Here is a 21137-nt window from a genome sequence, read left to right as displayed (position 1 = left end):
AACAATCGAGCTGGTCATCGCCTACCGATCCGAATCTCGCCCCGCGTCAGGCCGATTTGCTCTGAACCAGTGGACTCAACTCACCCTGACACGCAGGGTGGTGCTGTTCCTGGTCGCGGGGGTGACGTTCTACGTCGTCACCTACATCCGTAAGTCGAAGACGGTGAAATCAACCTACGACCCCAACGGATATCTGGCCCACTTCGATCAACCGCAGGTCCCGCCGCCAGAATGGGTTGATTGGACCGACGACGACGGCGACGGTACGAAGAAACCCGGCCCGGAACGGTAGACCCGTTACCTCGAGTTGAGCCACTAGCAAAGCAGCACAGGGAGTTTCAGCGCACCCACGGCCCCAACGTGGTCCTGAGATAGGGAGTCGCTCCCTCATGTGCCTGCCAGGTGTCGAGATCCTCTGCCGGATCGGGGCCTTCATCGACTGACGCGACAGTCTCAGCGAGGTCACCACTCGGAGGCAGGTGGCGGTACTTCGCCCGCTTATCGCTCTGCGCCATGACCCCACTATCCGCTAGGTGAGGCGTCGTAGCAATCACCGACTGGCTCGTCTTAGCGGAAGAAGCTGTCCCGCCGCGAGTCAACTGAAGTCGGGACAGTTCCAGCACTACATATCTGGCGCTAGCAGTTCGCACATCACAACCACAGCTCTCTCATGCAGTCTTTCATCCGTGCAGTGTTCAGTCTCGGCCCGCAGCCAGAACATCGTGAGGGGACCGTCGAAGTCGCCGAGTTCTTCAGCAGGCACCACTGGGCAGCTGGGTGCACGTCCCGCGGCTGATGCTGGGCTTCAGGGTGGCCGGAACGATCTGGCCGGGCGATAGGGCTATAGGCATATTCGCTTGTCTGACACCGTGGCCCGCTGAGTGGTCCGACCTCATTGATACGCCGTCGGCACAATGCCGAGAACAGGAATGACATGCTGTTGCCATACAAAATGACTCGGGTGACGGCCTGCAGCACGGTGTTGCTGTTTCTTGGCGGCGGCACCGCCGCCGCCGAACCCATCGACCTACCCGATGTAGCCCAGACCGGCGAGACCGATGACGGCTGGCAGTTCAATCTCTCGATGACCGAGATCCGGATCAACGCGGTTCCCAACCTCGCGGCGACGCCCTTCACCAAGGAAGGATTCGTGTCCGGCAAAGTGCGGGTGACCATCGACGGGGACGGACAGGTTCCGGTCAACTCGGGGTTCGCCATTCTCGGTGTTCAGCTAGGCTGCCAGATCGATGTTGGCGACGGACTCGATCTCGGCCTTGACGGCGACAGCGATTACGGCACCGACGAGTATTTCGACAACACCCCTGAATCATCGGTGAACCTCAGCCCAGAAATATCGACGACCGTCAAACCTGGCTCCATCAAGACCCTCGGGCTTGGCAGCAAGGTCCTCAAGGGCCGAAACGCCAGCATCACAGTGCGCGACGCGCACATCCAGATCGATGGGTGCGCTGGCCCGGTATCGGTCCGGTTGTTCGCCTCAGCGAAAATCAGCACCGATTCCGCCGACAACAGCGCCAACGTCTACGGAGACGTGCTGCCGCTATGACCACTGCAGACGAAATACTTAGGCCCACCCGAAACCATCGTGCTGTTCAGCGAATTGCTTTGCTGCTATTAGCCTTCGGATGGGTCGCCATTGCCGCGGCCGGCATAGTGCGCGCCGATGACGACGACGACGATGATGACGATGACGACATCCGAAGCAGGAACAGCCCGACGTCCTCGAAGGTGATCGATGTGTGGCCGTCCGCGGATCTGGCGTGGCCGCCCGAGTTGGGCGATACCAGCATCGACTCCGATTCGGAGAAGGGCCCGCCCATTGTGCTTCCGGGCGAGTGGCAGCCGGGCGAACTTTCCAGCATGCCGGCGACGCCGTCCGAGACGACCTCACCACCAATCGTCCCGGTGCCCAGCGAGATCGCACCCTAAGTTCGGCGCCGTCACTGCTCCCGCACCGCGGCCAGTGCCGATGTCCGCTCGTCGATCCACTTACGCATCTCAGTAGCGGCGGACTGCAGGTCTTCGCCGGTCAGATTGTCCGACAGTGGAACTCGCGCCACGACGGTGTCCAGAACGCTCACAGCGTCTCCGCTACCGTAGATTTCGTCGTACAACGTCCAATATGCGGCGTCATAGCGGTCGGTGAACGCGCGTGCGGCAAGGAATCGGGTCTTCAACGAATTACTCTTGGGCACCGCGGGCCGGTTCGCGGGAGGCGATGCCGCCGGTGGCGGGTCGCTCTGCACGCCGGCCGGCGGCCCCATCCCCATCGAGATTTCTTCGTGCGGGCCGGGGGTTGGGCTTCCCTGCATCGCCAGGTTGAGATCCCAGGAGATCACCGATAACAAACCGGAGTCGAGGGCGTACCAGAGGTAGTAATTCTGGCCAGGCCCACCCATATCGTCGGCGTTCACGAGGAGATTTTGGGTGGCGAGGTAGCGGGCCAGCGATTCGACGTCCACCCAGTCTCCGAGCCCGCGGGCGAACTCGGCGTCATCGGCGGAATCCAGCCATTTCACGAACCTGATGATGGGTTGAAGATCGCCTGTGCCTTCAGCATTGAGCTGTTTGAATTGACTGGTGTACTTGGCTTGATCATCGCCGACGTAAGCGAGCGTCGAGTTGGCGTCTGCCTTATACAAGTACCCGTCGGAGTCGAACAGCGAGTTCGCGTAATACTCGTCGGGGTGTTCCACCACCAGCCGCGTCGCGCTGGCTCCACCGTTGATCGAGTACACGGTGTAGGTGTATCGCTGGGTCGGTTGATCTGTAGCGCTGGTGAGTGACAACGCAAGTGCTTCGTTGAGCACCGGAGATCCCGGCCGCACCGACACCTCCGTCATGCCTTGGTAACCACGACCCTCCGCATTGTGACTGAAGCTGATCAACAGGGGCAAGGAAGCGGGGTCCTCCTCCGATACGGTGGGCATCGCCGCACCGAGCCCGCCCGGGGCCTGAAATCCGGCGCTGGCTCCCGGGGGCCGAAAGTCGTCCCCCCGCAGCGGCATCAGGGTGGAGTTGCCCTTCAGCCGAACGGCTGCGTCGGTGATGAGAGTGCCGTCGATCGTGACATCAGCTGTCACCCACTTCTTTTCACCGTTATCGCGGTAGGCCGAGATCATCTCGTTGTACTCCGGCGCGGAGATATCGACTGACAGCTGATGGGAAACCGTACTGTCGAAGAAATATTCTGTGCCAGTGATGTTCTCGGTTATCTCCGACGCGATGATCGTCGCGTCCCCGGTGATGTACGGGCGGATGCGGACGGACCCGAAGACCGTCGCCGATACGGTGACGAACACAACGAACGCCGCCAGCAATCTCCAGTGCTGACGAAGCGAGACCGGGACGCGGTGGCGCAGTTTTCGGCGGGGCGGCGGGGCTGGGTCGATAGGCGCTGCCATCAGATATCGGTCTGGTCATAACCGGTCAGCACGGTGACTCGCTGGCCGGAGTTGACTTCGCTCAGCGCTGCGATCAGATCCGGTGACTTCTTTCCTTTCTTCAGCTGCGCGGTGTAATACAGCTCATTGAGGGCGCCGGCCCGGATGGACTCCGTCGAGACCAGTTCGAACTCCGAGCAGAATTCGATCAGCACGTCCCCCACCCGGTCGTTGTATTCCGGCTCCGGCGGAATCTGCACTTTGACCACCTGGCGCTGGACGTCGAGCTTGAACCAATTGAATCTGTGCATGATGAGCAGCACCAGGCAGATTGCCACAGTGGCCGCAATGGCCAGTAGGTAGAAGCGCGTGCCCGTGGTCATACCGATGGCCATCACCAAGAAGATGAACCCGACGTCACGGGTCTCTTTGATCGCATTGCGGAATCGGATCACCGATAGGGCGCCGACCAGGGCGAAGGCCCGCGCAATATTGGACCCGACGACAAGCATGATCAGAGTGATGATCATCCCGCACATCACCAGCGTCTGCACATAGGACTGGCTGTAGGAGACATTCTTGTGGGTACGTCGATACACCCAGCCGATGACCGTCGACAGAACGAACGATAGTGACAGTGAGACAACTATGTCGAAGGTGGTGAATGTTCCACTGAGGTCTTGCAAGTCAAACGTCAAAGCGACAGTCCTGTCGTGAGTGCGGAGCCGGAACGTGACACGTTCGGCGTCTTAAGAAGTGGGCTGAGAAAAGATGTTCACGGGTACCCGGGTATCGGCATCGGTCGGCAGTTCCAACTCTGGTGCACCGGTCCGAGAACGAGGTGTCAAACCAAACGCCTGTACCGATTGGCAGTACTTCGACACCCGGATGACGGACATGTCCATGCGCGCGCAAAGGTCACTGACCCAATAGGGAACACGTTCATTGGCCTTGACCTCGAGGATGGCCAGTTTCGGCGGGATGACGAATCGGTTCTCCGCATTGGCGGTGAAGTCGAAATCGCGGTCGCGGCCATGCACTTTGTGGTCGATGGTCACGCGCAAGCCCAGATCGGCATCTCGGCCGACGAATGCTTCGCGAAGGTACCCGGTGGTGACGATCGGCCGCAGATCCAGATTGCCGATCAGGGTGGTGACCTCGTGGATGAATGGTTGATGCCCTGGATCGCTCTCAATTTCCTGGCGGCCGTTCAGCCAACGCTTGGCCAACGAATACGGGAGCGCGATCCGGCGTTTCTGCGTGACACGATTGACGCGCTGCTTTATCTCGATCTGCACAGGAGTCTCGTCGGTGCACTCCGACGGCGGGCCGTACAACCTCATTCGGAGCTTGCGCCGAAATTTCAGCCCCTCGATTTTCTCCCAGAAGAATCGGAGATCGGGGGTGTCGTAATACAACGACGTCACGGGGTATCCACCGCGAGGCGAAAAGCGATCGACATCCATGCGGGCCGCCAGTTCATCGCGCAGGCGTGGCACCTGTAGCTCGTCGATGAAGTACTTGATCTCATATCGATTGAAGGCATGGAGCCGACTCGCGGTCTGCTGGTATCCCGTCGGTTGTGTGGGCACGTCCTCGGTCTGCGTCCGGTTGGCCGTCGACTCGGTGTCGCTGCGGATTCGCTTGAACACACGCATCGCGGCTATCCCGTGCTGCCTGTAAATGCTGACTTCCCTTCTGCCGTAGGCGAATACAGGTGGTGAACTGTTCATGAACCCATGGTGAATCTGTGGTGAACCCACCATGCAGCATCGACATGTGTACGACCTGTGTCGAGGATCGGTGTCATCTATGTGTTTGGCGCACCACGGGGATCCGGCTCCGGCGCAGACCATTTCATCGCGTGGGCGGCACGCGCCCGAGCTTGGGCGATCGAGCTCTAGTGGGCAGGTGCGGTCAGGTCGTACAACACGACGCCGTCGACGGTGGTCGGGCTGTAGTGCTGCTTGATCCAGTCGCTGATCTTTTCGGACTGCGACTTCGCTCGGGAATCGTTACCGGCCGAGGGCATCCCCGGGCGTGACGAATCCAGGTAGTAGTGGACGCGTCCGTCGGTGACATAGCTCTGGAACTGTTCCAGGGTCGGTGCCGGATCCATTCCACCGAAGCCACCGATCGGCATCACCGGCTTACCAGTGGCCAGTTGGTAATCCGAGGCACCGCCCATTGATCCGCTGGCCGCTGCGACCCAGGTATAGGCGCCGGCGTCGGTGGCCAACAGTGTGGTGACCTGTTCTGACACCTTGCCGCCCGACGGTGGTGGGCCACCAGGACCGGCGGGGCCGCCCGGTTTCCCTGAATCGGGACCGCCACCCGGGAACCCCGGCATGCCACCGCCCTTAGTCGGCGGCCCGGCGGTGACGATAGGTCCGCTATGCGCGGTGCTCACGGTCTGGACGCAGTACGCGACGGGTCCGGCAATCGCCGCAACCACGGCCAACCCGGCCGCCCACACTGTGAGTTCGCGGTTGGCCAGCCTCAGACGCGGCCGCAGGGCCGCGACGAGGAAAAGGACGACTGCCGCGGCGCCCACGGCGACGACGAGCCAACGCAACGCAGGAAGGAAGTCAGGGGTTCTACCCAGCAGTATCCACGCCCACGCCGCGGTCAAGGCGGTTGTTGCGCCCAGAATGGCAGCGACCCAGACTTTTTCGCGATGACACCACAGGTGCACCGAGCCGATACCGACTACGGCTGCTACCGCCGGCGCCAACGCCACGGTGTAGTAGTCGTGGAAGATCCCCGACATGAAGCTGAACGTCACGCCGGTGACCAGGAGCCAGCTGCCCCACGCAATGTAGGAAGCTCGCAACACGTCGGTACGCGCCGCGCGGCCGCACAGTACTAAGCCGGCGACCAGCAGTACCAGCGCCGCCGGAAGCAACCAGGAGATCTGGGCACCCGATTCGCCTGCGAACAGTCGGGTGATGCCGGCCTGCCCGAACATCGGCCCGTGTGGTCCACCGGGGCCTCCACCGCCGCCCGGTGGCGGGCCGACAAGTCCACCTCCGCCGCCCGCGCCGCCACCGAAGATGCGGCCCAAACCGTTGTATCCCAGCGTCAGCTGCAGAAAGCTGTTGTTCGACGAGCCACCGATGTAGGGGCGATCCTGCTTGGGCCATAGCTCGACAAGTGCTACCCACCAGCCGGCCGCAACAATAGCGGCGGCCAACCCCGCGACCAGCTGCAGCAGACGAGTCCGCAGCCGCGGTCGCCCAGCCATCAAATAGGCGATCGCCAGTCCTGGGGTAATCAGCATGACCTGTAACTGTTTGGTGAGGAAGCCGAAGCCGATCAGCGCACCGCACAGCACAATCCAGCGCGCCCGGCCGGTGTCGATACTCCGCAACAGCGCCCAAACCGCGGCCACCATGACGAATACCAGGAGTGCGTCGGGGTTGTTGTAGCGGAACATCAACGTGGCCACCGGTGTGAGCGCCAGCAACGCTCCGGCGATCAGGCCCGCACCCGGTCCGTACGCCCGTCGCACTGCGGCATACACCAGCGCCACCGAAGCGACGCCGAGCAGCACTTGCGGAAGCTGGAGCGACCATGAGTTCATCCCGAACAGGCGCGTGCTGAGCTCCATCATCCACAGCGAGGCGGGCGGTTTGTCAACGGTGATCGAATTGCCGGCATCCGACGAACCGAACAGGAAAGCCTTCCAGCTTTCGGTGCCGGCCTGCACCGCCGCCGCATAGAACGCGTTGCCCCAGCCGTTGCGGCTGAGCCCGATAGTCCAGCAGATCGCGGTAGCGAGTAGCAACGCGACCAGTCCCGGCCGGACCCAGCGCGGGTCTGGCGAGGTCTCGACATTGGTTAGCGCGGCGCCGCTGTGCGGCTCGGCTGCTGGCGCTTGTGTTTCGGCAGTCATGGTTCCCCCGGAAGTGATCGGTCAGCTCGACGACGATGGCAGGTCAGCGGTTCGGGTGGAATATCCAGGTGCGCAAGACGATGAAACGTAGCACCGTTGCCGTCAGATTGGCGACGACGAGGACGCTCAACTCAAGCCAGTGCGGCGCCGGGTTGACCAGGGCGTGCATGCTGGCCAGCGCTCCCCCGGTGATCGCCAAGGCCATCCCGAAAACCAGTAGACCTTCAGCGTGCTGACGGATCCGCCGGCCGTGTCCGCGGATACCGAAGGTGAACCGCCGGTTGGCCGCTGTGTTGCCGATCGCCGTGACCAGCAATGCGACGAAGTTGGCAGCCTGCGCACCCACCATGCTCTGCAGCGCGCTGAACAGCAGTAGGTAGGCCAGAGTGCTGATAGCACCGACCACCGCGAAGCGGATCAGCTGATGCGCCCCGCGGCGCGGCGGAGTGACGGATCGCGGTACGAGCTGTGCCGCCACCTCGTCGACAGGGATCGTGCCACCGGCGAAGCCCTTCAAGAGCCGGGCAACACCCTTGAGGTCATCGGTGGCTGTCCTGACGATGTCGACCCGGCTGTCGGGGTCGTCGACCCAGTCGACCGGTACCTCGTGAATTCGCAGGCCGGATCGCTCGGCCAGCACCAGCAGCTCAGTGTCGAAGAACCATCCGGTGTCCACGACGAGGGGCAGGAGCTGCTGCGCCACGTCGGCGCGGATGGCTTTGAAACCGCACTGGGCATCGGAGAACTTTGCAGACAGAGTGGATTTCAGGATCATGTTGTAGCAGCGGGAGATCACCTCTCGCTTTGGTCCCCGGACCACTCGAGAGGTGCGCGCCAACCGCGTCCCTATCGCCAGGTCGGAATGCCCGGAGATCAACGGGGCAACCAACGGCGCCAGAGCTGCCAAATCGGTGGACAAGTCGACATCCATATAGGCCAGAACCGGGGAATCCGAGTTCGCCCAGACGGCATTCAAAGCGCGTCCGCGGCCCTTCTGCTCGAGCCTGACCACCCGGACGCCGTCGAGTTCCTCGGCAAGCTGGGCCGCGATGCGCGGCGTCTCGTCGATGCTCGCGTTATCGGCGATGGTGATACGGGCCGAGAAGGGCAGCGTCTCCGAAAGATAGCGGTGCAGCTTATGCACCGAGCCGGCCAGGGCCGCCTGCTCGTTGTACACCGGCACCACCACATCGAGAACCGGTGCGCCCCGGCGGGCGGCATCTTCCAGGGCGTTGACACGCGAGCGGGTTGACGGACCGCTCGACAAGCTTTGTCCGGTGGCGCGGGAGTCCATCAGCATCTGGGGCATGCAGGTAACTCTGCAGCCCCCAGCTGTGCCGGGTGTGGGCCGAACATTTGAGAAACCTATGCGAATCACCCGATCCAGGCCGCATCGTCCGGCAGCTCGATCGTGTTAGCCGCCAGCACATAACGACTTGATATACGACGCAAAGCGTGCGCTCACGCCGACAGGGCAGTGTCAGTACTGCTCGATCCAACACAACGAGAAGGGGTGGGCGATCAAGTGAATCGTCAACAGAAGTTCATCGGCATTGCGTTGATGTCAGGAGGGTTGGCTCTCGGTGGGATGCTCAGCGCCGAGACCGCGAGCGCGGCCCCACCGCCGCCGTGTTTCCCTGGTGCGCCGTGTGGCCCTGGCGGCCCAGGAGGATTTGGCGGTCCCGGCGGCCCGGGACTCGGCGGACCCGGTTTCGGCGGACCGGGCTTCGGCGGACCGGGCGGTCCCCCGCCACAAGCGTTCGGTGGCCCCGCGGGGTTTGGCGGCGGTTTCGGAGGTCCACCCCGTCCGCCGTGTCTGCCACTTCTTCCGTGCTTGCCGCCACCGTTCTGATCCCGACCAGTCGGTCGCAGATCGGCGCCGAGGATCGGGGCGAAAATGGCTATGCGGCAGAGCCTTCTACGACAAATGCCTCAGGAATACGAGATCCAACAGATATCTTCCGCACAGCCTCTACCCACGAATCTGACGCAAACTTGTTGGCGTACAACCACTGTCAACCAGAAGGATACCTAGTCACACCATGACTCAACATCGAAAGCTCATCGGTATCGCGCTGCTCACGGGTGGTCTCGCATTGAGCGGCTTTGTAGGCCAAGGGGTGGCAAGTGCCGCTCCGCCGCCGTGCCTACCTGGCGCACCCTGCACACCCGGCGGTCCTGGTGGCCCCGGACCAGGTGGCCCCGGACCCGGACCGGGTGGCCCCGGTCCCGGGGTAGGTGGACCAGGAGCTCCCGGCCCCGGCGGAGCCGGCGCGCCATGCCCGCCGTTGGCACCGTGCCCGCCGCGCTAAACCGCGCGTCGATCCGGTAGGAAGGGGCCTCCGAGACATGTCGGGGCGGCTCAACGCCGCGGACTGTTTCGGAGGTCTCTTTTACTGGTCTCTTGACTGGTCCCGTTGGCTCGTCCAGTTGGCTCCCCTGTGCGCAATCTCGCAACGCTTCCCGCCTGCGCATAGCTGACACATAGCCGGGCGACAGCATTCGCCCACGTAGGGGGCGCAAAATTCGGTGCGATGCACACTCGCAATACGACTGTCCGGTTGAGCCAGGCAGCCAACACTGACGTAGTCGCCACCAAAGCCGATGGCAGCCCGATCCACGTACTCGTCGTGGACGACGAACCGGCCATCACCGAGCTGGTGTCAATGGTGCTGCGGTATGAAGGATGGCAAGTCTCGTATGCGACTGATGGTGCGAGCGCAGTTCGAGCCGTCCGCGAGCACGCACCCGACCTGGTTGTTCTCGACATGATGTTGCCGGATATCGATGGCCTGCAAGTCTTGCCGCTGCTCCGCCAGATCAGACCCGGCCTCCCCGTGTTGTTCCTGACCGCGAAAGACTCTGTCGAAGACCGCGTCGCAGGCTTGAGCGCCGGCGGCGACGACTACGTGACCAAACCGTTCAGCGTCGAGGAAGTACTCCTACGACTACGTGCGTTGGTACGTCACACCGGGATCGCGGTTGCCGACAACGTCACCAAGCTCGTCGTCGGCGATCTCACCCTGGACGAGCGCAGTCGCGAAGTTACTCGGTCCGGAGACCCGATTGTGCTCACCGCCACCGAATACCAGCTACTGCTCTGCATGATGGAAAATCCCGGCCGCGTGCTGAGTAAGGCTCAGATTCTCGACGACGTCTGGGATTACGACTTTGCCGGCCGCTCTAATGTCGTCGAGCTGTATATCTCCTACCTACGCAAGAAGATTGACGCCGGGCGCCGACCGATGATCCACACGATGCGCGGTGTCGGGTATGTACTCAAGCCCGCCTGACATCACGGGCTCGAACAAGACCAGGTTCGGGTAGGTGAGGCCGTCGGCGTGGTCGCTCCGTACTCGTCTGGTGACCACAGTCGCGGTTCTGCTGACCGGCCTGTCCCTGGCGATCGGGACAGGCACCGTGTTGGCCATGAAGCATTTCCTGATCGGGCAGCTCGATGACCAACTGCGTGATGCAGGATCCCGATCGCTGATGTTCTTCGATCTCGGCCCGCCGCCGTTCATACGCTTTCCCGGGCCAGGGCCGGTATTTCTTGACGCGCCCGGCCAGTCCACCGGAACTGTCGGCGCCGTTGTCTCCGACGGCCGCATCGATGAGGCCGCGGTCATCATGACCAATGGGAACCGACTGCCCCTCAACCACGCCGCCGCAGCGCAACTCGCGAATCTCCCACTCCATCAACCGGTATCGGTTGATTTGGATGGCCTCGGGGAGTACCGGGTGGAGTCCCAGCCCGCGAACAACGATCACATCGTCGTTACGGGGTTGCCAACCTCCGTAATCCACGCCACCCTCCTCTCGGTGGTCGCGGTCTTCGGCATCCTAACCACCATTGGGCTCGCGCTCGCGGTCGTTGCCGGCATCATCATCGTGCGACGGCAATTACGCCCCTTGTCGATTATGGCCTCCACAGCGCGCGAAGTGGCCCAACTCGAGTTGGAGCGACGCGAGGTCTTGCTGCCCACTCCGGCAGTCCAAGTGGACCCCGCGGCTGAGCGAACCGAGGTCGGCCAGCTTGCGGGTGCCCTGACGATGATGATGAACCGGATCGCCGAGGCATTGGCCGCCCGGCACGCCAGCGAAGCACGAGTACGGCAATTCGTCGCCGACGCCAGCCACGAGTTGCGGACCCCGTTGACCTCCATCCGCGGTTATACCGAATTCGCCCAGAAACTCTCGGCGGGCGGTCACACCGATCTGCCGTACGTACTGGGCCGTGTCGAGTCGGAAGCCATTCGGATGACTGGACTAGTGGAAGACATGCTTCTTCTGGCTCGCCTGGACGAAGGCAGACCACTCGGAGCCGAGGAACTCGATCTATCCGAGCTGATCATCGACGTCGTCAGCGACGCACAGATCGCTGGTCCCGAGCACCGCTGGACACTTGATCTGCCCGATGATCCAGTGCTCTTGACCGGTGACCGCGCGCGGCTTCATCAGGTGCTGGCCAACTTGCTGTCGAATGCGCGCGTACACACACCACCCGGCACCGAGGTAATCAGCCGCCTTCAGTGGGCGAACGACGGCGGTGCGCTGATCCACATCGTGGACAACGGTCCCGGCATCCCGGCGGCGCGCCAATACGAAATCTTCCAGCGGTTCGTCCGAGGCGACAGCTCCCGGTCACGACGGGCAGGTAGCACCGGTTTGGGCCTGGCGATCGCATCGGCTGTCGTACGGGCCCATCACGGCACCATCGGAGTCGAAAGTATCTCGGGAAAGACAACTTTCACTGTCGAGCTACCCGCGTCCGTAACACGCTGCGGCGGTACCGCCGACGGCTGAACATCACGCGGGCGTCGGCGGCCCTTCGTCCACTGGACGCTCCGCCGCAGTCACTTCGTCCATCACTGTCAGCCAGTATTCGAACACTTGCTGTGTTTGGGCATCGGTACCCACAAAGCCGGCGTACATCCCCAAACCTAAGACAAGCGCCATTCTCGCCTCCACGACCGTCGACAGTTCGGCGTCCTGTTCGTCGTCGCCGTTGCCGCCAGATTTCTCCGCAGTCATCGACGAGGTGAGGAACGCACGGACCCGTCCCAGAATTGCAGCTCCGTCGTCCATGACCTCTGGATGCCTGCGCGAGTCCATTACCAAGCTCGGCAGCAACGCAGCGAGAGACCAACCACCATCAGGATTCAAGACCCTGGTGATGAATTCGGACAACTGGGTGCCGGCACCGCCGCGGACGGAGAAGCCGGTCGCAGCCGCTGCCCGATCAATATCGTTGTACGCCTGCGCCAGAACGGCTTGGTAGAGCGCAGCCTTGGAACGGAAGTGATAACTGATTGTGGGTCGGGTAACTCCGGCGATCTCAGCTACCGCCGCCATGCCGAGGGCATCGAAGCCCACTTTGAGAATGACATTCTTCGCGGCCAGCAGTATCCGAGCTTTCGTCTGATTCGCGCCGCGCGGCCGTCCGCGGCCGCGAGAGTTCCGAAAGCCTGCGGACTCCCCCTCCTGAGAAGCAGCGGCCTGCACTGTCGCGTCCGTGTCAGTAGAGGCGAGTGAACGCAGCTTGCCAGAGCAGATCTGATAGAAGTCGGTCTCCTGCGTCCGTCGCGATTCGATCAATCCAGCGTGAAGAAGTACTTCCAATTCCGAACGAACGACGGGCGCCGCTAGCCCTGTGATGATCGCCAGGTCGTGGTCAGTCATTCCCGCACTGCAACATTCGAGGATTGCCGACATCAGGCGAAATCGTGCCGGGTCACTGAGAAGTTCCAGTGCGGCGGCGGTTTCGCCGACCTCTTCGCCTTCTGCGCGCGTCACTGAGGCGCCGCAAGGAGCGTTTCGCCCGACCGCCGGCGGCATCCTCGCGAACTCGACGACAGTCGCGGCGAGAGTCTCTTATCTACTGACTTCATCTCACTCCCTGGTACTTTCGCGCGGTCGTCAGGTAGTGGCAGCGAGCCGTCGGTCACGACGGCCACGGAGCGCGATGAACCCGCGCCGAAGCAGCTGGGTCGCGATGACGAGCGTGGCCACTGTCGGTATAGCCAGAATCAAGGTCGGTCCACCGAAATGGGTGCCGAGGACGAAGACGAAGGCCCACAATGAGGAGGCGAGCACCGAGTATCCCACGAATCGGCCGAAGGGGTGCCGTACCGTCCCCAGGAAAGAAGGTACGAAGCCGCGGGCCGGAGGGACCCAGCGCTGAATGAGCATGGCGCCCAATGCGCCCCGGCGCTGAACTCTCCTATGCGCGCCGTCGATGTGCTTGCGTGAGCGACGCACGAGCTTCGTCTTGAGTAATCTGGGCCCCAAAGCCCTTCCGAGCCAGTAGCTCACGATGTCGCCGATGACAGCTGCTCCGACTGCGACCGCGAGCAGCCCCGGGACGAACAGTTGGTGATTCGTAGCCAGTATTACGCCCACCATGATCGGTTCGGCGGCAATCACAATGCCGAGCAGCGGTACTGAGGAACCGATGACGATCACCGCCAGCACCACGAGCAGCATCGGTCCAGCCGGCAGTTCTGGCAGATGGTTTAGTGGGAACATATGTCTGCCGCACTGACTCGCAAAAGCCGAACAGCGTGCGGAGCAAGCGATTCAGCGATGATGTCACCGGTCGAACCAGTGGTTGTGCGGCCCTCCCACAGTTCGCGCTGGTCGTAGCAGGGCGCAGCGGGCAAGCCCACTGCGGTGGCTGTGGTGGCGATATCTGCGGCGGTGCTTGAGGTGTTGAACAAGGCGACAGCTACTGAGGAATCTAGGAGGGGCTTGGCCCAGATTCGGCCGTCGTCGCTGATCTGATGAGCTTTGGCCATGAGCGGGTCCTGGTCGATGGCGATGACCTCACGATTGTTCAGAATCGACAGAGTTGCCGGTGACATCGAGCGCAGATCGTTGCCGGCGAGCAGCGGAGCACCCAACATGGCCCACAGCGAAAAGTGGCTGCGCTGCTCGTCTTCGGTCAAGCTGGGTGGGGTGGTGGCCATCCACTGAACCGTCTGCGCCGGCATCGCCAACATCGGCGCGAACATGGCGCGCTGCCGGGCGGACGTAGACTGCGTCTGCGCACTGTGACGTACCAGGTCTCGATGGTTGAGAAAAAAGTCGCTCCACGTCACACCAACGACCAGCATGTCCGGATCGCTGCGATAACCAGGCCGGGCAATGCCGGCCGCCGCTTCGGCGAACTGGTCGGGTACACCGTTGAACATGCCGGCGGCGAACGGGGTGGCTTCGCCGGGCGGGCCTGGTGGTGAGAATACGTAGCGCCACAACGGAACAAGATCCCCCGAAGTGCGCACCACATCGGCGACACCGGACCAGTCGAAGCGGTTGCCCGCAGTCGTGTCATCGGAGCTATTGGGGTTGATGCTGTAGACGATGCGGCGGTCACTTTTCTTCAGCGCCGCCCCCATCGCCCGGAAGACTGCCACCTGCTCGTCGTGGTTGGAATCGTCGCTGCACCAGTCGTATTTGAGGAAGTCAATTCCCCACTCGGCAAAGGTGGCAGCGTCCTGGGTTTCATGACCGAGGCTCGCGGTGCCCACACCTTGTCCGCATGTTTGATTGAACGGGCTTGAGTACAGTCCGAACCGTAGTCCTCGTTCATGCGCGTAGTCGACCAGGGGTTTCAGTCCGAGCGGAAAGCGCCGCGCGTCTGGCATCAGTTCGCCGGAGGAGTTGCGTTCGGGCGCAGCCCATCCAGCGTCAAGATTGACATAGGAATATCCGGCGTCGCGCATGCCAGAGGAGACCATCGCATCGATGGTCTCCCTGATGGACTGGTCGTTGATCTCAATTCCGGAGTTCCACGAGTTCCACCCCATCGGCGGAGGCAGTTGCGGTGGCGCCGCAATGATGACGTCGGTGGGGTGGTACGAGCAGCCGGAAACGGCAGCGATCACACCCACCGCGCAGAGCAGTCGGCGCACGGCTTCGATCTCCTGGTGTAGTGATTGGCTAGGACGCGACTGGTTCCGGACGCACGGCGTCGCGCCAGGCCAGGGGGTTCCATTCACGGAACGGGTCATCAGCCCGAATGCCTTGCAGCTCTTGCAAGATGGATTCCAACGCCGTCTGGCTGGTCTTCTTGACGGTCTCCACCCACTCTCCATCAGAGACTCCGGCTGGCTTCGTGGTATCGATGGGTTGCCCGAAGCGCAGATACATCCGTTGTGGACTGGGGATAAGCGTCGGCCCGATCCCACGCACCAAAGGCATTGTCATGCCGGGCTTCCCGGTGATGGCCTGGCTGACCCTCTCCGTGAGTCGGCCCAGTAGGCTGTCCCGCGTGTAGAGGCTGTGGTAGATATCGTCGCCACCTACGTGACCGACCGGCACGATGGGATAGCCGTTGGCGATCGCCAATCGAGCGAACCCCGCCCGTCCCTCCCACTTCAGTTGGTATTCCTCGCCTTTGAACTTCCCGATCTCGCGACCACCGCCCGGAAACACCAGCAGCGTCTCGTTGTTCTCCATCAGTTTCGTCGCGTTCTCGGGGGTACCGATGACCCCGCCGCACGCTGCCAACAAGTCACCCGCCAGGCCAGGCATGGAGCCCATACCCCGCTCGGTCAACGGCCGCACCCGGGTCCCAATGGTCCGACGGACCGACAGGCAGGTCAGCCAGGCCTCGGCCATACCGCTCTGGGTGTGATTTCCGACCAGGAAGAATCGTCCGTCCCGCGGCAGATTTTCGGTGCCGTCGACATACGGCAGTGTGAGATCAATGGCCGGCCAGATGGCGTCGGCGGTGACTTCGGCGAATTTGCGCAATGCGCGGACGCGGGCGGGCTGGTCGATGATCTGCTCAGTCCTGGCTGCGGCGTTCTTCATTGGGTAGTCCTTTTCTTCAGGTGTGTTGTGGGCCGGAGAAGACGGCGGTGATTGGGCGTAGACCGAAGCCGATATGTGGTGGCTGAAGAAACTCGATGGTCATCTTCGGGTGAGCCGCCTTACCGAGCGTGACCAACGCCGATGGCGAGTAGGCCCGCAGGGAGCTGATGACACCGTCGTGCAGCGTTGGCTGGATCGACGAGGGCGGCATGACTGCCAGCGACATCGGCAACATGGCGATCGGCATAAGCAGGATGCCCAGCGGCGACTCGCGCCTCAGGTCGATCACCAGGAAGCGGGAGGCCACGCGTGTGGCCTCGGCGATCGCCCAACACGCGGCCGCCGGAGGCAAATGATGGAAGGCCAGCGCGAACACCACCAAGTCGTAGCTGGCGTCGGCGGCGTCGATGGCGGTCGCGTCGATAACCTGGGTCCGCGCCCTGGGGTTGGAGCCGAGCGGCCCCGCGGCCATCTTGGCCACCGATGTCGGATCCAGATCGCTGGCAGTGACGGTGGCGCTGGGATGCAGTTGCAGGATCTGCTGCGACAATCGTCCGTGCCCGGCGCCGATCTCGAGAATGCGCGGGTTGGCGATATCGGCGACGACCTGCAACGCCGTCCGGGCGTGCTGCTCATGTAGCCCGGTGCGATCGCCGATCGCGTCCAACCCTGCGATCACACGCTGCTTGATCTCATCGGAAACATCGTCCCGGTCGGTGTACTCCAGTCGGTTCGTCTGTAGCAGTCGATCGAGCCACGTCGCATCGGGTCCGCCCCTCGGCATCAACGCAATCGCATGTTCTGCGGTGTTCTGATCGGCCATAACGCCAAAGTACCAAACGAACTGTTTCGTTTGGCTATGATTTCCCTATGAGAAGTACGAGCGAACTACGCGGCGTGATCATCGATGCCGCGCGCGTCGAGTTCGCCCGCTACGGCTTGGCCGGTGCCCGAATCGACCGGATCGCCAAGTCGGCCAACGCGAGCAAGGAGCGCCTGTACGCACATTTTGGCGACAAGGAGACCCTCTTCCGCCAAGTGGTTGCCGCTGACAGCACGGAGTTCTTCGCTGCGATCGGCGTCCGTCCGGACGCCGTTGCGGAATTCGCCGGAGACATCTTCGACCTGGCCGCCAGCATGCCTGAACATCTTCGAATGATCACCTGGGCGCGGCTGGAAGGGGTACCGCTGGAGGAACCAGAGCTCGAAGGACGCAAGATCCGCGATCGTGATATCGCCGCTATCGAGGCTGCCCAGGCTGCCGGCCACATCGACAGGGAATGGGACCCGCAGCAACTGTTGATCGTACTGTTCGGCATCGGAATGGCCTGGGCGAGTTGGCCACAAGACCATCCTGGCAGTGTGGACGCCCAAGCGATCAGCCGTGCCACTGCCGTGGATGCCGCCGCCCGCATTCTCAAGCCCCACCCGGCGGTCGTGTCGATATAGCTTGGCGGACAAGTTTTCTGGATCACGTCGATTCGCTGCGGTGCTGTAGGCGGTGGCCACCCCGACAGCGCCGAGCTCCCTGCACCTCGCACAGCACCCAATACAGGAAAGGTGCTCATGATCGGCTCGCTTGACACCGGGCCAACCGCGCAGGCTTTCATACGCTCCGCACAGCGTGCAGAGGCGAAACGCATAGGTTCCGAATGGTGACCGTTTCGTGTTACTAATGTGACCGGTCTGCCAGATGGTTATCCCAGGAACACTTGTGCTTGATGTTTGAGGTGCAACCACTGGAGACCGGAAGGCATCAACATGGCTACGACGACACTCACTCCCACGCATCGCCCCAGCCCACCAACTGGATGCGAAGTCAAAGCTCCGAAACAACGATCCGCGTCCACATCGCTCGTCGCCACTGCCACCTCGGCTGCGCTCCGCCTTCTCGTAGTGACTGGCGCAATAGCCGGCGTGGCCACCGCATTGCCGGCATCGGCCAACGCCGACAACGGAACATCAACTCTGCTCAGCGATATCGGGATCGGCGGCAATGGCGCAGTCAGCCAAGCGATCGCACAGATCGGCATATCGATTTGCCCCCTGCTAGTTCAACCTGGCAGCCAGCTCGCAAGCACGGCAACGACCGCAGGTGGTCATGGCGGACTGGGATCGCAGCTGGCGGGCGGGGTTGCGGGGCTGGCGATTCAATCCCAGTGCCCCAACTTCATGACTTCGTTGGCCAACGGCGACTTCTCGGTGCTGACCAACGCCGCAAGTATGCTGGGGATGGCGACGCCGGGCGCGAATCCGCTTTCATCCATCACCGGAGCAGCTCCTAGCAGTCCCCTCGGCGCGGTGGCGATACCCGGGGCCTAGGCTTGCGTTCTCGGAAGATACAGCTCCTTTCGAAACACTCTGCATTGAACTGACTTTCGAGCACGCGCGGCTTGACTGGCCCGCTCTCTGTAGGTCGCAGTTCCCCCAGGTTTACCACCGGCTTGAACCACGGGAGCGACGCCGTCTGCGTGGTGACGCATGCCAATGAGAGCGTTTCTTCACATGAATTGGCACCAGCACCGGTATGAATGTCGGCCCCAGCGGGCTGGCCGCTAGGCCCAGGGGCCTGCCCTTCATCAATGTGAGCCGGGCGTGGCAGGGCCCGGTGTTCGCTGGGACGGTGGGCGCTAGCTGTACTGGGCGATGGGACGACAGTCCGTCGCCCGGCGGTTCGGACGTCTCGTGATGGGTGCCAACGTTGATCGTGTATATCAGTCTATGGATGTCGTCGCCGAAATGCCCGGCAGAGCAATGATTCTCGATATGCCATGCGGGATCGAGATGCTTCGGTTGCGAGCCGATCAGAGAGTCCGGTACGTGGGGTTGGATATTTCAGCGCCGATGTTGCAGCGTGCCCGGAGTCGGGTTCCTGCAGAGCACCGCGACCGGGTCGAGATCATCGAGGGCAGCATCGAGCGGATGCCATTCGAAGGCGGCGAGTTCGATCTATTTGTGCTTCAACGGCATGCACTGCGTACCCGATCCGGCAACCGCGGTGGCTGAGATCGCACGGTGCCTGAAACCCGGTGGCAGGCTGGTTGGTGAGTTCGCCGTCCGAGGTCAACTCCGCCGTGCAAATGCCTCTACGACAGTGCTGCGGGCTACGGGAACCTTTGGCCCGGCGGGCACCGTAGTCGATGCCCAGCTGTGGTTGACCGAGGCCGGTCTAGCGATCGACGTACTGGAGTGCACCGATGCGATCATGCATCGACGCACACCGTCCTGGGTGACTGGCGGCAGGCTCGCCCGCGCGCTTGCGGCGTGCCGTCGTCTTCGAGGTCCGAAGTCGGTAGGACTGGCGCCGGACCCGATGATGTGGGCGTTGAAGGTGATCCGGTCGAATGGCGGCAACCAGGTGTGGGTCGGGGAAGCGGTGCCCCCACTCGCTGAAGAGCGGGTTGGTGGCGATTGCGACCACCGCCCGCTCCTGCGACACTCCTGACGGCCGCCGCGGCCAACCACCGACGCTGTCAGCGTCTCGGCTAGAGATCACACCGGCCCACCAGCGTGTCACTGGTCGTCAGCTAATGCATTTAGTAGCGAATTCGCTTCCCGCCAGGGCGTATAGTCTCATCTAGCTATTGCAGTTAGCTAACACGGCCAGAATAGGCAGCCTGCGAAGGGTACTGGTGTAACGCTCGGTTGAAGATCCGTCGCCGTCAACCACAAGGCAACAAAACGTCCTCTACCAGTGGACATCACGGTGCCCCCAGTCGGACTCGAACCGACACTGTGCGGATTTTAAGTCCGCTGCCTCTGCCAATTGGGCTATGGGGGCTTTACAGCTCAGAGCATACTTCAGGCCGATTCAACTCCATCGAGTTGCGCTGAATACCGCAGTGATACCGCAGTGGCCTCGATCGCCTTGCCCAGAGCATCGGCCACACCACTCAGATCGTCGTTGAGCAAGTGGCCGTAACGATCGAGCGTCATTGCCGCCGTCGCATGCCCCAAGAGTCTCTGCACGACCTTGACGTTAGCGCCTGCACTGATCGCGAGCGACGCGGTGGTGTGGCGCAGCCCGTGCGGCACCAGCCCCTCGATACCAACTTCGGCACACGCGTTGTCGAACGCCCAGCGGTACTCACCGAGAGGCAAGAACCCGCCCTTGCGGCTGGGAAAGACCAGTGCGTTCGGGTCCGCAGGCAGCTCAGCTTGGAGTCTCAGCCACACCGGTTCGGGCACAGGCACGTGGCGATCTCGTTTCGTCTTGGTCGTCGACTCCACGATGCCCTTGCCGGCGACCGCCGTCGCGGACGAGCGCACCGTCAGTACTCGATCACCCACATGCCGGCGCCTCAGCGCAACCGCTTCGCCGAACCGTAAGCCGCAGTACCCCAGGACCAACGTCAGCGTCTCGAATCGATCCGTGGCCTTAGCCAGCACCAACAGCTCCGCGTGGCTCAGGTAGCGCCGTTCACGCTCGGCTTGTTCGGGTAGATCTTGGTCCCGCTTGATCTCAAGTGCGACGTTCCTTGCGACCTTGCCGGTCCGCTGTGCGTACTTGAGGACAGCGCCGACGAGTTGGTGAGCCTGGGTGATCCGACTTGCCGACAGACCAGCACCGCGCCGCCCACCGTCAACCGACAGCGCGCCCAGCCACGTCGAGTAGGACTCGTAGTCAAGCCGTTTCAGCGGTACGTTCTCCCACTTAGGCAGTACCACCGTGTCGAGCAAAGAGCGATATCCTGCAACGGTTTTCGGCTTGCGGTGCTGCTTGGTGGCGAACCACCGTTCGGCGACCGAACCGAATGTTTCCGCGCTCTTACGCGGATCGACATACTCGCCGCGCTGAACATCCGCGGTAAGTCTGTCGAGGTAGGCCTGCGCATCAGGCTTGCGCTGGAAACTCTTGGTGTGCTCAGCTCCGGCGTTGTCTACCCATCTCACTCGCCAGCGTGAGACCTTGCCGTACACCGCGGATCGTTCGGTGCGCATCTTGCCGTCCGAGCCCTTGACACGCTTGTGCCAGCGGTCATCAATTCCCGCTCGCTCGTTCCGCGTGATCACTTATCGAA

At 62.5% G+C, this 21137-nt stretch carries 19 protein-coding genes, 1 tRNA gene and 1 pseudogene; 8 read left to right on the top strand and 13 right to left on the bottom strand.

What is annotated here, in order from left to right:
• Positions 1–292: hypothetical protein (locus H7J73_RS17925; RefSeq protein WP_264068872.1), on the top strand; the 292-nt coding region annotated here is incomplete at its 5' end.
• Positions 293–338: 46 nt separating this feature from the next.
• On the opposite strand, the gene H7J73_RS17920 is transcribed toward H7J73_RS17925, so the two are convergent.
• Positions 339–515: a hypothetical protein gene (locus H7J73_RS17920; RefSeq protein ID WP_264068871.1), complete on the bottom strand. Its 177-nt coding sequence runs from the start codon at positions 513–515 to the stop codon at positions 339–341.
• 446 nt (positions 516–961) lie between these two features.
• Here H7J73_RS17920 and H7J73_RS17915 point away from each other — a divergent pair, with 446 nt between their 5' ends.
• The gene (locus tag H7J73_RS17915) at positions 962–1567 is read left to right on the top strand and encodes an MspA family porin (RefSeq protein WP_264068870.1); all 606 of its coding nucleotides are present in this window, start codon (positions 962–964) and stop codon (positions 1565–1567) included.
• A gap of 59 nt (positions 1568–1626) precedes the next feature.
• Positions 1627–1950, top strand: coding sequence for a hypothetical protein (locus H7J73_RS17910; protein ID WP_264068869.1), 324 nt, complete (start codon positions 1627–1629; stop codon positions 1948–1950).
• A gap of 11 nt (positions 1951–1961) precedes the next feature.
• Here the strand turns inward: H7J73_RS17910 and H7J73_RS17905 are convergent, their stop codons facing one another.
• The 5 genes from H7J73_RS17905 to H7J73_RS17885 all read right to left on the bottom strand — a co-directional run bounded on the left by H7J73_RS17905 (position 1962) and on the right by H7J73_RS17885 (position 8599).
• Positions 1962–3425: a CotH kinase family protein gene (locus H7J73_RS17905; RefSeq protein WP_264068868.1), complete on the bottom strand. Its 1464-nt coding sequence runs from the start codon at positions 3423–3425 to the stop codon at positions 1962–1964.
• Positions 3425–4102, bottom strand: coding sequence for a DUF4956 domain-containing protein (locus tag H7J73_RS17900; protein ID WP_264068867.1), 678 nt, complete (start codon positions 4100–4102; stop codon positions 3425–3427). The genes H7J73_RS17905 and H7J73_RS17900 overlap by 1 nt, the downstream gene beginning before the upstream one ends.
• Positions 4103–4153: 51 nt before the next feature.
• Complete coding sequence (locus tag H7J73_RS17895) at positions 4154–5062, bottom strand: polyphosphate polymerase domain-containing protein (protein ID WP_264068895.1); 909 nt, start codon at positions 5060–5062, stop codon at positions 4154–4156.
• Between the two features lie 242 nt (positions 5063–5304).
• The gene (locus H7J73_RS17890) at positions 5305–7299 is read right to left on the bottom strand and encodes an ArnT family glycosyltransferase (RefSeq protein ID WP_264068866.1); all 1995 of its coding nucleotides are present in this window, start codon (positions 7297–7299) and stop codon (positions 5305–5307) included.
• Positions 7300–7342: 43 nt separating this feature from the next.
• The gene (locus H7J73_RS17885; protein WP_264068894.1) at positions 7343–8599 is read right to left on the bottom strand and encodes a bifunctional glycosyltransferase family 2/GtrA family protein; all 1257 of its coding nucleotides are present in this window, start codon (positions 8597–8599) and stop codon (positions 7343–7345) included.
• Positions 8600–9860: 1261 nt separating this feature from the next.
• On the opposite strand from H7J73_RS17885, the gene H7J73_RS17880 reads away from it, so the two are divergent.
• Positions 9861–10592, top strand: a complete 732-nt coding sequence (locus tag H7J73_RS17880; RefSeq protein ID WP_264068893.1) for a response regulator transcription factor — start codon at positions 9861–9863, stop codon at positions 10590–10592.
• A gap of 70 nt (positions 10593–10662) precedes the next feature.
• Complete coding sequence (locus H7J73_RS17875) at positions 10663–12105, top strand: sensor histidine kinase (protein ID WP_264068864.1); 1443 nt, start codon at positions 10663–10665, stop codon at positions 12103–12105.
• Positions 12106–12108: 3 nt separating this feature from the next.
• Here H7J73_RS17875 and H7J73_RS17870 read toward each other — a convergent pair whose 3' ends face one another.
• From H7J73_RS17870 to H7J73_RS17850, 5 genes are all read right to left on the bottom strand, one after another.
• Positions 12109–13095, bottom strand: coding sequence for a TetR family transcriptional regulator (locus H7J73_RS17870; RefSeq protein ID WP_264068863.1), 987 nt, complete (start codon positions 13093–13095; stop codon positions 12109–12111).
• A gap of 123 nt (positions 13096–13218) precedes the next feature.
• On the bottom strand, positions 13219–13785 hold the full coding sequence (locus H7J73_RS17865) for a DedA family protein (protein ID WP_264068862.1): 567 nt from the start codon (positions 13783–13785) through the stop codon (positions 13219–13221).
• 29 nt (positions 13786–13814) lie between these two features.
• Positions 13815–15185: a glycoside hydrolase family 27 protein gene (locus H7J73_RS17860; protein ID WP_264068892.1), complete on the bottom strand. Its 1371-nt coding sequence runs from the start codon at positions 15183–15185 to the stop codon at positions 13815–13817.
• A 55-nt stretch (positions 15186–15240) separates the two neighbouring features.
• The gene (locus H7J73_RS17855; RefSeq protein WP_264068861.1) at positions 15241–16116 is read right to left on the bottom strand and encodes a lysophospholipid acyltransferase family protein; all 876 of its coding nucleotides are present in this window, start codon (positions 16114–16116) and stop codon (positions 15241–15243) included.
• A 16-nt stretch (positions 16117–16132) separates the two neighbouring features.
• The gene (locus H7J73_RS17850; protein ID WP_264068859.1) at positions 16133–16939 is read right to left on the bottom strand and encodes a class I SAM-dependent methyltransferase; all 807 of its coding nucleotides are present in this window, start codon (positions 16937–16939) and stop codon (positions 16133–16135) included.
• 47 nt (positions 16940–16986) lie between these two features.
• On the opposite strand from H7J73_RS17850, the gene H7J73_RS17845 reads away from it, so the two are divergent.
• The 3 genes and pseudogenes from H7J73_RS17845 to H7J73_RS33860 all read left to right on the top strand — a co-directional run bounded on the left by H7J73_RS17845 (position 16987) and on the right by H7J73_RS33860 (position 19561).
• Positions 16987–17565 carry a TetR/AcrR family transcriptional regulator gene (locus H7J73_RS17845; protein ID WP_264068858.1) on the top strand — a complete coding sequence of 193 codons (579 nt, stop codon included), beginning with the start codon at positions 16987–16989 and terminating at the stop codon, positions 17563–17565.
• 468 nt (positions 17566–18033) lie between these two features.
• On the top strand, positions 18034–18438 hold the full coding sequence (locus H7J73_RS17840; protein ID WP_264068856.1) for a hypothetical protein: 405 nt from the start codon (positions 18034–18036) through the stop codon (positions 18436–18438).
• A 324-nt stretch (positions 18439–18762) separates the two neighbouring features.
• Positions 18763–19561: pseudogene (locus H7J73_RS33860) on the top strand (class I SAM-dependent methyltransferase).
• A 262-nt stretch (positions 19562–19823) separates the two neighbouring features.
• Here the strand turns inward: H7J73_RS33860 and H7J73_RS17825 are convergent.
• A tRNA-Leu gene (locus H7J73_RS17825) sits at positions 19824–19897 on the bottom strand.
• Between the two features lie 20 nt (positions 19898–19917).
• Positions 19918–21129 (bottom strand): tyrosine-type recombinase/integrase, encoded by a 1212-nt coding sequence (locus tag H7J73_RS17820; RefSeq protein WP_264068853.1) that lies wholly within the window; start codon positions 21127–21129, stop codon positions 19918–19920.
• Positions 21130–21137 lie beyond the last annotated feature (8 nt).

Source organism: Mycolicibacterium komossense (assembly GCF_025822605.1).
GTDB lineage: Bacteria > Actinomycetota > Actinomycetes > Mycobacteriales > Mycobacteriaceae > Mycobacterium > Mycobacterium komossense.
Note: the sequence above shows the minus strand (reverse complement) of the source record. Positions and strands in the feature narration are given on the sequence as shown.

Coding starts and splice junctions, on each gene's coding strand:
- H7J73_RS17905 (WP_264068868.1), bottom strand. CDS start 3,425: ATGGCAGCGCCTATCGACCCAGCCCCGCCGCCCCGCCGAAAACTGCGC.
- H7J73_RS17920 (WP_264068871.1), bottom strand. CDS start 515: ATGGCGCAGAGCGATAAGCGGGCGAAGTACCGCCACCTGCCTCCGAGT.
- H7J73_RS17865 (WP_264068862.1), bottom strand. CDS start 13,785: ATGCTGCTCGTGGTGCTGGCGGTGATCGTCATCGGTTCCTCAGTACCG.
- H7J73_RS17850 (WP_264068859.1), bottom strand. CDS start 16,939: ATGGCCGATCAGAACACCGCAGAACATGCGATTGCGTTGATGCCGAGG.
- H7J73_RS17895 (WP_264068895.1), bottom strand. CDS start 5,062: ATGCGTGTGTTCAAGCGAATCCGCAGCGACACCGAGTCGACGGCCAAC.
- H7J73_RS17855 (WP_264068861.1), bottom strand. CDS start 16,116: ATGAAGAACGCCGCAGCCAGGACTGAGCAGATCATCGACCAGCCCGCC.
- H7J73_RS17890 (WP_264068866.1), bottom strand. CDS start 7,299: ATGACTGCCGAAACACAAGCGCCAGCAGCCGAGCCGCACAGCGGCGCC.
- H7J73_RS17885 (WP_264068894.1), bottom strand. CDS start 8,599: ATGCTGATGGACTCCCGCGCCACCGGACAAAGCTTGTCGAGCGGTCCG.
- H7J73_RS17845 (WP_264068858.1), top strand. CDS start 16,987: ATGAGAAGTACGAGCGAACTACGCGGCGTGATCATCGATGCCGCGCGC.